9 protein-coding genes are annotated in these 11974 nt (G+C 70.9%); 5 read left to right on the top strand and 4 right to left on the bottom strand.

From position 1 onward, the window contains the following. Nucleotides 1–77 precede the first annotated feature (77 nt). Nucleotides 78–1628, top strand: a complete 1551-nt coding sequence (locus P2424_RS29815; RefSeq protein ID WP_276478757.1) for a ricin-type beta-trefoil lectin domain protein — start codon at nt 78–80, stop codon at nt 1626–1628. A gap of 145 nt (nt 1629–1773) precedes the next feature. Here the strand turns inward: P2424_RS29815 and P2424_RS29810 are convergent, their stop codons facing one another. The 3 genes from P2424_RS29810 to P2424_RS29800 form a co-directional block, all read right to left on the bottom strand. Next, nucleotides 1774–2772: a Yip1 family protein gene (locus tag P2424_RS29810; protein ID WP_276478756.1), complete on the bottom strand. Its 999-nt coding sequence runs from the start codon at nt 2770–2772 to the stop codon at nt 1774–1776. Between the two features lie 198 nt (nt 2773–2970). Further along, nucleotides 2971–3375 carry an ATP-binding protein gene (locus P2424_RS29805; protein ID WP_276478755.1) on the bottom strand — a complete coding sequence of 135 codons (405 nt, stop codon included), beginning with the start codon at nt 3373–3375 and terminating at the stop codon, nt 2971–2973. Nucleotides 3376–3800: 425 nt separating this feature from the next. Beyond that, complete coding sequence (locus tag P2424_RS29800) at nt 3801–6125, bottom strand: (Fe-S)-binding protein (protein ID WP_276478754.1); 2325 nt, start codon at nt 6123–6125, stop codon at nt 3801–3803. Between the two features lie 365 nt (nt 6126–6490). Here P2424_RS29800 and dnaK point away from each other — a divergent pair, with 365 nt between their 5' ends. From dnaK to P2424_RS29780, 4 genes are read left to right on the top strand one after another with little or no spacing between them, the layout of a single operon-like run. Next, on the top strand, nt 6491–8356 hold the full coding sequence (dnaK, locus tag P2424_RS29795) for a molecular chaperone DnaK (RefSeq protein WP_276478753.1): 1866 nt from the start codon (nt 6491–6493) through the stop codon (nt 8354–8356). Next, nucleotides 8353–9087, top strand: coding sequence for a nucleotide exchange factor GrpE (gene grpE, locus P2424_RS29790; protein WP_276478752.1), 735 nt, complete (start codon nt 8353–8355; stop codon nt 9085–9087). The genes dnaK and grpE overlap by 4 nt, the downstream gene beginning before the upstream one ends. A gap of 27 nt (nt 9088–9114) precedes the next feature. Further along, the gene (dnaJ, locus tag P2424_RS29785) at nt 9115–10323 is read left to right on the top strand and encodes a molecular chaperone DnaJ (protein WP_276478751.1); all 1209 of its coding nucleotides are present in this window, start codon (nt 9115–9117) and stop codon (nt 10321–10323) included. Between the two features lies 1 nt (nt 10324). Continuing rightward, nucleotides 10325–10795, top strand: a complete 471-nt coding sequence (locus P2424_RS29780) for a helix-turn-helix transcriptional regulator (protein ID WP_074998948.1) — start codon at nt 10325–10327, stop codon at nt 10793–10795. 117 nt (nt 10796–10912) lie between these two features. Here P2424_RS29780 and P2424_RS29775 read toward each other — a convergent pair whose 3' ends face one another. Further along, on the bottom strand, nt 10913–11860 hold the full coding sequence (locus tag P2424_RS29775) for a serine hydrolase (protein ID WP_276478750.1): 948 nt from the start codon (nt 11858–11860) through the stop codon (nt 10913–10915). Between the last annotated feature and the right edge of the window lie 114 nt (nt 11861–11974).

The raw sequence follows: 11974 nt of genomic DNA, 5'->3' as shown, positions 1-11974 counted from the left end.
GCGGGTGGTTCCCTTCTCCGGTACTTGCGGGTAGGTACCGCTGGTAACAATGTTGCCGGCCGTAGGGAGACCACCTGATGGCGCGTAGGAGATCCGCGACCGCGCTCGCGGCGGCTCTGCTCATGGTGTGCGGAGGTGCGGGCGCTGCGGCGGCCGCCCCCGCGAGCGGGGCGGTCGCGAGCGGGGCGGCCGCGAAGGCGGACGCCCGTGTGAGTGCGCCGCTGCCGCCCGAGTTGGAGAAGATCCGGGCGGCGGAGGCCCGGGAGCTCTACGGCAGCCCGGAGGAGCGGCCGCTGGACGAACGCAGCACGAGCCTCATCTCGCTCGGTGACAGCGAGATCTCCGGGGAGGGTGTCGGCACCTACGAGCCGGGCACCAACGGCCCGGACAACTGGTGCCATCGGTCGCCCGACGCGGCCGTACATCGTACGGGCATCGACGCGGACGTGACGTACAACGTGGCCTGCTCCGGTGCGAGCACCGAGAACATCCGGATCGGCGGCACCAAGCAGTACGCCGACGAACTGGTGCAGAGCGACAGCCTGGCCATCAAGGCACGCAACACGCGGCTCAAGCAGATCATGCTCGTCGTCGGGGCCAACGACGACCTGCGGTTCGGGCCGGTGATGACCGACTGCGTCACCCGCTACCTGACCTTTCAGGGGCGGTGTGAGCCCAAGTACGACCCCGGCTGGCAGGACCGGGTCGACGGCCTGGTGCCCAAGGTGGAGCGGACCGTGGGCGACCTGCGGACGGTGATGCGTGACGCGGGCTACGCGGACGACGACTACCAGCTCGTCCTGATGGCCTATCCCAGCCCCATCGGTCCGGACATCAAGGACAACCCCAAGTTCCCCGGCAAGCTGGTCGGCGGCTGCGTCGGCTACACCAGTGACGCCGCCTGGGGCCGCAACACGGCGGTGCCGAAGTTCGAGAAGGGCATCAGGGCGGCCGCCGCGCACACCGGCGCCGACTTCCTGGACGCCTCCCGGCTCTTCCACGGTCACGAGGTGTGCATGGAGAACACCTGGGCCCGCGGGCTGTATGTGGACCTCACCAACCCGTTCCCGCCGGACTCCAACTCGGTCCGCCAGTCCTTCCACCCGAACGTGCGCGGGCACGGCGCGTTCGCCGCGTGCTTCACCGAGATGTACCGGGCCGGGCAGCAGGGCGTACGGGAAGCCTCCTGCGCGGATCCCGCCGGCCGCGGCGAGCCGAAGCTCTACCGACTCGCCTGGGACGACGCCTTCGGGCCGCTGCGGAACGAGGGCACCGGCAGCTGCCTGGACGCCGACGGGGCCGCGAGCGGGGTCGGCACGGAGGTGCGCGGCTGGGCCTGCGGTGCGGCGGACAAGCGCAACCAGCAGTGGTGGTACGACGCGCAGGGCAAGGCGCTCTACGCGGGCCAGACCCACGACCGGTGCGTGCAGAGTGATGGCGCGGTCCGGGGCGGGGCCGGGCTGGAGCTCGGCAACTGCTCCGGGGCGGGTGCGCAGCAGTTCGTGCGGAACGGATCCACGTTCCGGCCCGCCGGGGACACCGGGTTGTGTGTGACGCTGCCGGGCGCAGAGGAGCGGGCGCGGCTCGCTGCGTGCGACGGGTCCGCGGCGCAGCGGTTCGCCGGTTGAGCTGCTGAGCCGTCGCTCCGTGCGGCGGGGTGCCTCCGCGGTGCCGGGGCCCCCGCAGGGCGGGGCGCCCCGAGCGGGGGCGCCCCGCCCTGCGTGCGCGAAGCGACCGGAGCCCGGGGCCGGGGCCTGGCGAGCGGGGCCGGGCCTACAGGGTGCCCAGCTTGATCAGGAAGAGCAGGGCCAGCAGTTGGATGGCGGAGGCGCCGAGGGCCTTGGGCCAGGGCAGGTCGTGGGACCGGCTGACCATGGAGGTGAAGAGGAAGCCGGCCGCTACCCAGGTCGCCCATCCGACGGCCTGGACGAAGGTGGCCGTGCCGCCCAGGAACAGGGCGAACAGCAGTCGCGGTGCGTCCGTCAGGGACATGATCAGCATGGCGAGTCCGACGGTGGGCTGCCACGAGCCGTCGCCGCCGAACTGCCGGGCCAGCGTGTGGGTGACGGCGCCCAGGATCAGCCCCGCGAACACCACGGCCACCCCGGTGATCAGCACATACGGGACGGCCTGCGAGAGCGTCGTGTGGAGGACGTCCTCACGTGCCTGGTCGAGGCCGAAGACCGCGAGCAGCCCGTAGACGAACGTGACGATCAGCGCGGGGGCCCACACCGGGTAGTCGCGCATCTGCCAGAACGTGGCGTTCGGGCGCAGCACGATCCCGGTCAGCAGGTCCTTCCAGGGCAGCCGGGGTCCGGGCGGCGGGGCGGGGGAATTGCCCGCGTGGTACGTCGCGCCGCCGGTGTACCCGTAGCCGTCCGGACCGGGGCCGCCGCCGGGGCCGTGCGGGTCCGGTCCGGGGCCGCCGTACGGGTCGTGGATGCTGAACGCCTGGGTGTTGCCGGGGTTGTTGGCGTGCGGGTCCTGCCCGTGCCAGCCCTGCGGGCCACCGGGCTGCCCGCCGTGCGCTCCGGCACCGGGGCCCGGGCCGTAGCCCTGCGGTCCGCCGTAGTGCGGCTGCGGGTCGCCGAAGTACTCCGGTTCGCCGTGCTGCCCGCCGCCCTGCCAGGGGCCGGGCGCGGGCCCTGGGCCGGGCCCGGGTCCTGGCCCCGGGCCCTGCGGGTACGGCGAACCCGGGGGGTGTTGCGGGTACTGCCCATGCTGCTGCGCGCCCCGGGAGTCCCGGCCGCGTCCGCTCCTGAAACCAGCCACGCGATCGAACGTACCGTGTTCCGCGGGTCACGTGTGCCACGGCCGGGCGAGATGGCCGGACATCGCTGCTGACCTGTGACATCCCCTAGGGGAACCGGCGCGCGCGACCCCCACCGAGGGGGGAGGCGGCCCGGCCGGGAGGGGACCGGGGAGGAGGGCGCGCTCCTCCGGAAGGAGGTCACTCCCTCGGGGGGAGGGTCACTCTCCGGGGAGGCGGACGGCGAAGGTGACGAGGGCGCCCTGGCCGGTTGCGCCGGCCACGGTCAGCCGGTCGGTCACCAGCCGGGCCAGCCACAGGCCGCGCCCGCTGGTGGCGCCGTCCAGGCCCGGCAGCAGTTCGGGGATGACGTCCTCCGTGAAGCCGGGGCCGGAGTCGGCGACCTGGCATTCCAGTTCGCCGGGCAGGTGGCGCAGGACGAGCTGTCCGCCGCCGCCCGCGTGTTCGACGGCGTTGGTGGCCACGGCGTCGACGGCGACGACGAATTCGCCCCTGCGCGGCTCGCCGAGCCCCGCCGACGCGGCCCGCGCCTCGACCTCGGCACGCAGTCTGGGCAGGTCGCGGAGGGTGAAGCGCAGTCGGCACAGCAGCTCGGGTGTCAGCATGGGGCACCTTCCCACGCCGTTGACCGAGGGGCGGGCCGGAGGGCGGGCCGGGCCGCGGCGGGCCGGGAGGTGTGCCTGACGGCGGGCCGGGCGGCGGGGCGGCTCCGGGTGATCGCGCGCGGGCCGGGGTCCGGCGGCCGGCCGTTTTCGGCCGGTCCGTCCTGGGCCGTAGGGCCCGGGGCCTCGCGGTCCGCCACCTGCTGCTCCTCCTCGCCTGTCCCGCTGCTCCGCTCCGCGTGCGTGCGGTTAGGAGGCTAGGCCCGGCACGCGGCGATGGGTATACCGCGACCGTGGTTTGGCTCGTGTGGTGCGTTAACTGATCGCATTTGACCACGACTTGCCGGAAAACGCGCAACGGCCGGCCCCGTGGATACGGGACCGGCCATCGTGAGGGTGCGAAGTACCCGGTTCAGGCCACCTGGGTGCTACGAGGCGGGCTCCGGCTCGGGCTCCGGCTCGGGCTCCGTCTCGCCGTCGGCCGCCGGAGGCTCGCCGGGCGTCTTGACCGAGTCCAGCAGGAGCTGGGCCACGTCCACGACCTGCAGCGCCTCCTTGGCCTTGCCGTCGTTCTTCTTCCCGTTGACCGAGTCGGTCAGCATGACGAGGCAGAACGGGCAGGCCGTGGAGACGATGTCCGGGTCGAGGGAGAGCGCCTCGTCCACCCGCTCGTTGTTGACCCGCTTGCCGATGCGCTCCTCCATCCACATCCGGGCGCCGCCGGCGCCGCAGCAGAAGCCGCGCTCCTTGTGCCGGTGCATCTCCTCGTTGCGCAGGCCCGGCACCCGGCCGATGATCTCCCGGGGCGGGGTGTAGACCTTGTTGTGGCGGCCGAGGTAGCAGGGGTCGTGGTAGGTGATCAGCCCCTCGACCGGGGTGACCGGCACCAGCCTGCCCTCGTCGATGAGGTGCTGGAGCAGCTGGGTGTGGTGGATGACCTCGTAGTGCCCGCCGAGCTGCGGGTACTCGTTCGCCAGCGTGTTGAAGCAGTGCGGGCAGGTGGCGACGATCTTCTTCGCGGACTTCGGCTTCCGCGTCGCCGGGTCCACCTCGCCGTCCTCGCCGAGGGACTCGCCGAAGGCCGTGTTCAGCGTGCCGACGTTCTCCTCGCCGAGCTGCTGGAAGAGGAACTCGTTGCCCAGCCGGCGGGCCGAGTCACCGGTGCACTTCTCGTCGCCGCCCATGATGGCGAAGTTGACGCCCGCGATGTGCAGCAGCTCGGCGAACGCCTTCGTGGTCTTCTTCGCGCGGTCCTCCAGGGCGCCGGCGCAGCCGACCCAGTACAGGTACTCGACCTCGGTCAGGTCCTCGATCGTCTTGCCGACGATCGGCACCTCGAAGCCGGCGTCCTGCTGGATCTCCTTCGTCCACTCCAGCCGCTGCTTCTTGGCCAGGCCCCAGGGGTTGCCCTTCTTCTCCAGGTTCTTGAGCATCGTGCCCGCCTCGGAGGGGAACGCGCTCTCGATCATCACCTGGTAGCGGCGCATGTCGACGATGTGGTCGATGTGCTCGATGTCGACGGGGCACTGCTCGACGCAGGCGCCGCAGGTGGTGCAGGACCACAGCACGTCCGGGTCGATGACGCCGTTCTCCTCGGCGGTGCCCACCAGCGGGCGCTCGGCCTCCGCCAGCGCGGCCGCCGGGACGTCCTTGAGCTGCTCCTCGGTCGCCTTCTCCGCGCCCTCCATCGTCTTGCCGCCGCCTGCCAGCAGATACGGGGCCTTGGCGTACGCGTGGTCGCGCAGCGACATGATCAGCAGCTTCGGCGAGAGGGGCTTGCCGGTGTTCCAGGCGGGGCACTGCGACTGGCAGCGGCCGCACTCGGTGCAGGTGGAGAAGTCGAGGATGCCCTTCCAGGAGAAGTCCTCGACCTGGGAGGCGCCGAAGCGGACCTCCTCGGCGTCCTCGTCGCTGTCGTCCAGGGCCGTCTCGAAGTCGATGACCTTGCCGCCGGACATCATCGGCTGGAGCTCGCCGAGCGACGCGCCGCCGGTGGCCTCCCGCTTGAACCAGATGTTGAAGAACGCGAGGAACCGGTGCCAGGCCACACCCATGTTGGTGTTCAGACCGACCGTGATCATCCAGATCATGGTCGTGCCCAGCTTGATCAGCGCCCAGAGGTAGACGAGGTTCTGCAGCGTGCCGGTGTCGAGCCCGTTGTACGCCGCGACCAGCGGGTAGGAGAGGAAGTAGGCCGGCTCGTAGCTGTCCACGTGGTGCAGGGCGCCCTCGAGGCCGCGCAGCATCATGATGGCCAGGCCGATGACGAAGATGACGTACTCGACGAAGTACGCCTGGCCCATCTTCGAGCCCGCGAAGCGCGACTTGCGGCCCGCCCTGGAGGGCAGGCTCAGCAGCCGGATCACCATCAGGACGGCGATCCCGACGGTGGTCGCGAAGCCGATGAACTCGATGTACATCTCGTACGGCAGCCAGCCGCCGATGACCGGCAGCGTCCAGTCGGCCTGGAAGAGCTGGCCGTAGGCGTTGACGATGGTGGGCGGCAGGGTGAGGAAGCCGATCGCCACGAACCAGTGGGCGACGCCCACCACGCCCCACCGGTTCATCTTCGTGTGCCCGAGGAACTCCCGGAGGAGTGTGGCCGTTCGCTGCTTGGGGCTGTCCTTGCGGGTACCCGCGGGCAGTGGCTGGCCGAGCTTGACGAAGCGGTAGATCTGCGCAATGGCGCGGGCGAACAGCGCAACGCCGACCGCGGTGAGCAGCAGCGTGACGACGATCGCGGCGAGTTGCATAGCGGCTCCTCGGAGCACGGAGGCGGCGTTTACTAAGCAGTAACTTATCCAGTCCGTACGAGACTACCCACTCGTCGCCACTCCCTGCACCGCGCACCCCGGTGATTTGCGTCGCCCCGCACGGGTCACCGCACGGCCGAGGCCGCCGTCGCCGGCCCCCGGGGGCGACCCCGGGGGCCGCCCGGCCCGGGGTCGGGCCGCCGTCGCGGGGCTCCGAGGCACCGCTCCGCACCCTCTCGCAGCCAGATATGCGCGCACCGTAGTCATGGAGGTTGAGTCGGCTCGGCTCAAGCTTCTTGACGCATTCTCCTCGGTCGTGCACTCTTGAGTCAGCTTCACTCAAGACCAAGCTGGAGGAACCCGAAATGGCTCGTGCGGTCGGCATCGACCTGGGTACGACGAACTCCGTCGTCAGTGTTCTCGAGGGCGGTGAGCCCACCGTCATCACCAACGCCGAGGGCGCCAGGACCACGCCGTCCGTCGTGGCCTTCGCGAAGAACGGCGAAGTGCTCGTCGGCGAGGTGGCCAAGCGGCAGGCGGTCACCAACGTCGACCGGACGATCCGGTCGGTCAAGCGGCACATGGGTACCGACTGGAAGATCGGTATCGACGACAAGGAGTTCAACCCGCAGCAGATCAGCGCCTTCGTGCTGCAGAAGCTGAAGCGGGACGCCGAGTCGTACCTGGGCGAGAAGGTCGCCGACGCGGTCATCACCGTCCCGGCGTACTTCAACGACGCCGAGCGGCAGGCCACCAAGGAGGCCGGTGAGATCGCGGGCATGAACGTGCTCCGGATCGTCAACGAGCCGACCGCCGCGGCGCTCGCCTACGGGCTGGAGAAGGAGGACCAGACGATCCTGGTCTTCGACCTCGGCGGCGGCACCTTCGACGTCTCGCTGCTGGAGATCGGCGACGGTGTCGTCGAGGTGAAGGCGACCAACGGCGACAACCACCTCGGTGGTGACGACTGGGACCAGCGGGTCGTCGACTACCTGGTCAAGCAGTTCCAGTCCGGCCACGGCGTGGACCTGGGCAAGGACAAGATGGCCCTCCAGCGCCTCCGGGAGGCCGCGGAGAAGGCGAAGATCGAGCTGTCCTCGTCCACCGAGACCACGATCAACCTGCCCTACATCACCGCTTCGGCCGAGGGCCCGCTGCACCTGGACGAGAAGCTGACCCGGGCGCAGTTCCAGCAGCTCACGCAGGACCTGCTGGAGCGCTGCAAGACGCCGTTCCACAACGTGATCAAGGACGCGGGCATCCAGCTCAGCGAGATCGACCACGTGGTGCTCGTCGGCGGCTCCACCCGGATGCCCGCCGTCGCGGAGCTCGTCAAGGAGCTGACCGGCGGCAAGGACGCGAACAAGGGCGTGAACCCGGACGAGGTCGTGGCCATCGGCGCCAGCCTCCAGGCCGGTGTGCTCAAGGGCGAGGTCAAGGACGTCCTGCTGCTGGACGTCACCCCGCTGTCCCTCGGTATCGAGACCAAGGGCGGCATCATGACCAAGCTGATCGAGCGCAACACCACCATCCCGACCAAGCGCTCGGAGACCTTCACCACCGCGGAGGACAACCAGCCCTCGGTGCAGATCCAGGTCTTCCAGGGCGAGCGGGAGATCGCCGCCTACAACAAGAAGCTCGGCATGTTCGAGCTGACCGGCCTGCCCCCGGCGCCGCGCAACGTCCCGCAGATCGAGGTCACCTTCGACATCGACGCCAACGGGATCATGCACGTCTCCGCCAAGGACCTGGGTACGGGCAAGGAACAGAAGATGCAGGTCACCGGCGGCTCCAGCCTTCCCAAGGAAGACATCGAGCGGATGATGCGGGAGGCCGAGCAGTACGCCGACGAGGACCACAAGCGCCGCGAGGCCGCCGAGACGCGCAACCAGGCCGAGCAGCTCGTCTACACGACGGAGAAGTTCCTCAAGGACAACGAGGAGAAGGTCCCGGCCGAGACCAAGTCCGAGGTCGAGACCTCGCTGGAGGACCTGAAGGAGAAGCTCAAGGGCGAGGACACCGCGGCCATCCGCGAGGCGTCCGAGAAGGTGGCGGCCACCAGCCAGAAGCTGGGCCAGGCCCTCTACGCCGACGCCCAGCAGGCCCAGGAAGGCGGTGCCGAGGGCGGCGCGGCCGGTGCCGGCAAGGCCGAGGGCGGCGCCGGTGAGGACGACGTCGTGGACGCCGAGATCGTCGACGAGGACCAGAAGCCCAAGGACGGTGCGGCGTGACGGAGGAGACCGCGGGCTTCGGCAAGGAGCCCGACGTCCCCGCCGACGCCGGTGAGCCGAGTGACGCGGACCGGGCCGCCGCCTCCGAGGAGGCGGCGCCCGGGGCGCCGCCGGCCGGGGACGCCCAGCAGAGTGAGGGCGATGTGAGCGCACAGGACGTCTGGGAGGGCGAGGGCGCCGACCAGCAGCGGGGCGAGTCCGCCGAGGGCGGCCCGACCACCGAGCTGGAGGCCGCCCGGAAGGCCCTCCACGAGCGCACCCAGGACCTGCAGCGGTTGCAGGCGGAGTTCCAGAACTACCGCCGCAGGGTCGAGCGGGACCGGGAGGCGGTCAAGGAGATCGCCGTCGCGAACCTGCTGACCGAGCTGCTGCCGGTGCTGGACGACATCGGCCGGGCGCGGGACCACGGCGAGCTGGTGGGCGGCTTCAAGTCGGTCGCCGAGTCGCTGGAGACCGTCGCGGCCAAGATGGGGCTGATGCAGTTCGGCAAGGAGGGCGAGCCCTTCGACCCGACGGTGCACGAGGCCCTGATGCACTCCTACTCTCCGGACGTCACGGAGACGACGTGCGTGCAGATCCTGCAGCCCGGGTATCGAATCGGCGAGCGGACCATCCGTCCCGCGCGGGTCGGCGTGGCCGAGCCGCAGCCGGGTGCCGCGGGCGGCAAGGGCGAGGCCGGTGCCGAGGCACCGGCGGCTGAAGAGGAGAACGGTGGCCCGGACGAGGGCTGACCGCGTGCGGGAGGAGGGACGTCGAGGATGAGTACCAAGGACTTCATCGAGAAGGACTACTACAAGGTCCTCGGCGTCCCCAAGGACGCCACCGAAGCCGAGATCAAGAAGGCGTACCGCAAGCTGGCCCGGGAGAACCACCCGGATGCCAACGCCGGCGACCCCAAGGCCGAGGAGCGCTTCAAGGACGCCTCCGAGGCGTACGACGTGCTCGGTGACGCCAAGCGGCGCAAGGAGTACGACGAGGCGCGCAGCCTCTTCGGCAACGGCGGCGGCTTCCGGCCCGGCGGCGGCGCGGGCGGGCCGGGCGGCGCCGGAACGTTCAACTTCGACCTGGGCGACCTGTTCGGCGGCCAGGGCGGCGGCGCCGGCGGCCCCGGCGGCCCCGGCGGTGCCGGGGGCTTCGGCGGCGGGCTCGGCGATGTCTTCGGCGGACTGTTCAACCGCGGCGGAGCCGGTACCCGTACCCAGCCGCGGCGCGGGCAGGACATCGAGTCCGAGGTGACGCTCAGCTTCACCGAGGCGGTGGACGGGGCCACGGTCCCGCTGCGGATGTCCTCCAGCGCCGCGTGCAAGGACTGCGCGGGGACGGGGGACAAGAACGGCACCCCGCGGGTGTGCCCCACCTGCGTGGGCACCGGCCAGGTCTCCCGGGGCACGGGCGGCGGCTTCTCGCTGACCGACCCGTGCGTGGACTGCAAGGGCCGCGGCCTGATCGCGCAGGACCCCTGCGACACCTGCAAGGGGTCCGGCCGGGCGACCAGCTCGCGCACGATGCAGGTCCGCATCCCGGCGGGCGTCACCGACGGGCAGCGCATCCGGCTGCGCGGCAAGGGCGCCCCCGGCGAGCGGGGCGGCCCCAACGGCGATCTGTATGTCGTCGTCAACGTGGACAGGCACCCGGTGTTCGGCCGCAGGGGCGACAACCTGACGGTCACCGTTCCGGTCACCTTCCCGGAGGCCGCGCTCGGCGGCGAGGTGAAGGTTCCCACGCTGGGCGGTCCGCCGGTCACCCTCAAGGTCCCGCCGGGTACGCCGTCCGGGCGGACCATGCGGGCCCGGGGCAAGGGCGCGGTCCGCAAGGACGGCACCCGCGGCGATCTGCTGGTGACGGTGGAGGTCGCGGTACCGGTGGCGCTGGACGACGAGGCGAAGGACTCCCTGGAGTCCTATCGGGACGCGACGGCGGGTGAGGATCCGCGGGCCGCGTTGTTCAAGGCAGCGAAGGGAGACTGAGGTGGACGGCCGGGACGGACGCAGACGCTTCGCGGCCGGGCGCTCCGCGGCGTATGAGCTGACGGACGAGTCTCCCGTCTACGTCATCTCGGTCGCAGCGCAGCTCTCGGGGCTGCACCCGCAGACTCTGCGGCAGTACGACCGGCTGGGGCTGGTCTCGCCCGACCGTACGCCCGGGCGGGGCCGCCGCTACTCGGCCCGCGACATCGAGCAGCTGCGCGAGGTGCAGCGGCTCAGTCAGGACGAGGGCATCAACCTCGCCGGTATCAAGCGGATCATCGAGCTGGAGAACCAGGTCACGGCGCTCCAGCAGCGGGTGGCCGAGCTGTCGGCCGCGGTGGAGGGCGCCGCGGCGGCGATGCAGCAGCGGGAGGCCCAGGTGCACGCCTCCTACCGGCGCGATCTGGTTCCCTACGAGGATGTGCGCCAGTCCAGCGCGCTGGTGGTCTGGCGGCCCCGGCCCCGGGAGTGATCCGGCCCCGGGAGTGACCCGGGCCCGGTCCAGGCGGCCACCCCCGTGGGGCGGTCGCGGCCGCCGGGACCGGCCCGGGAAGCGGCTCCGGGGCAAGGCCGGCCGGTCTGCCGGGTCCTACCGCGCGAAGCCGTAGGAGAGCAGCTTCTTAGCGTCCTTCGTGCGGCCGGCGGACGAGGAGGAGGCCAGCACGGTGCCGATCACGGTTTTGCCGCCCCGCTTGGCGGCGAAGACCAGGCAGTACTTCGCCTCGGGGCCCGAGCCGGTCTTGACGCCGAGCGCTCCGGAGTAGCCGCCCAGCAGCGGGTTGGTGTTGCGCCAGTTCATGTACCGGTAGCCGCCGCTCCTGGTGATCGTCTTCTGTTTGGTGGAGCGGGTCTTCACGATCGAGCGGAAGGTCGGGGAGCGCATCGCGTCGCGGGCGAGCCTGGTCAGGTCGCGCGGGGTGGAGTAGTTGCGGCCCTTGCCGATGCCGTCGAACGAGTCGAAGTGGGTGTTCTTCAGGCCGAGGCCGCGGGCGGTGGAGTTCATCGAACCGATGAAGGACTTCACCCGGGCTTTGCGGGTGCTGCCTTTGCCGAAGGTGTCGGCGAGCGCGTAGGCGGCGTCGCATCCGGAGGGCAGCATCATCCCGTAGAGGAGTTGGCGGACGGTGACCTTGTCGCCGACGATCAGCCGCGCCGAGGAGGCGGTGTTGCGGACGATGTAGTCGCTGTACGCCTTCCGGATGGTGACCTTCCGGGAGAGGTCGAGGTTCTTGCGGGCGAGCACCACCCGGGCGGTCATGATCTTGGTGGTCGAGCCGGTGGACCGGCGGGTGTCGGCGGCCTTGGTGTAGAGGCTCCTGCCGGTGCCGCTGTTCATCACATAGCCGCCCCTTGCGGTGACGGACGGCTTCTTGGCGGCCGTGACCGTGGGGGTCGCGGCCGTGCGGGCGGCGGTCGGTGCGGTGGCCGCGGGGGCTGCCGCGGCGGCCGGGGCGGTCAGTGCGGCTGCCGTCAGGACGGTGGAGGAGGTGACCATCACCGTGGCGACACGGTGGGTGCCAGCAATGCCGATCTTCACTCTGTCAGCTCCAAATGCCGCTGCTGAGCGGCTCGTTGGGCGATTTTCCGGGCCGGAGCGGCCGGGAAACAAGAAGGATCGTAGACGTTTCTAGGTTGAGTGGAATAGACTCAA

The organism is Streptomyces sp. WMMB303 (assembly GCF_029351045.1).
Lineage (GTDB): Bacteria > Actinomycetota > Actinomycetes > Streptomycetales > Streptomycetaceae > Streptomyces.
Note: the sequence above shows the minus strand (reverse complement) of the source record. Positions and strands in the feature narration are given on the sequence as shown.

Bases quoted from the DNA above. Each gene is read 5' to 3' on its own strand.
- P2424_RS29815 (WP_276478757.1), top strand. From the start codon at position 78: ATGGCGCGTAGGAGATCCGCGACCGCGCTCGCGGCGGCTCTGCTCATG.
- P2424_RS29805 (WP_276478755.1), bottom strand. From the start codon at position 3,375: ATGCTGACACCCGAGCTGCTGTGCCGACTGCGCTTCACCCTCCGCGAC.
- P2424_RS29800 (WP_276478754.1), bottom strand. From the start codon at position 6,125: ATGCAACTCGCCGCGATCGTCGTCACGCTGCTGCTCACCGCGGTCGGC.
- dnaK (WP_276478753.1), top strand. From the start codon at position 6,491: ATGGCTCGTGCGGTCGGCATCGACCTGGGTACGACGAACTCCGTCGTC.
- dnaJ (WP_276478751.1), top strand. From the start codon at position 9,115: ATGAGTACCAAGGACTTCATCGAGAAGGACTACTACAAGGTCCTCGGC.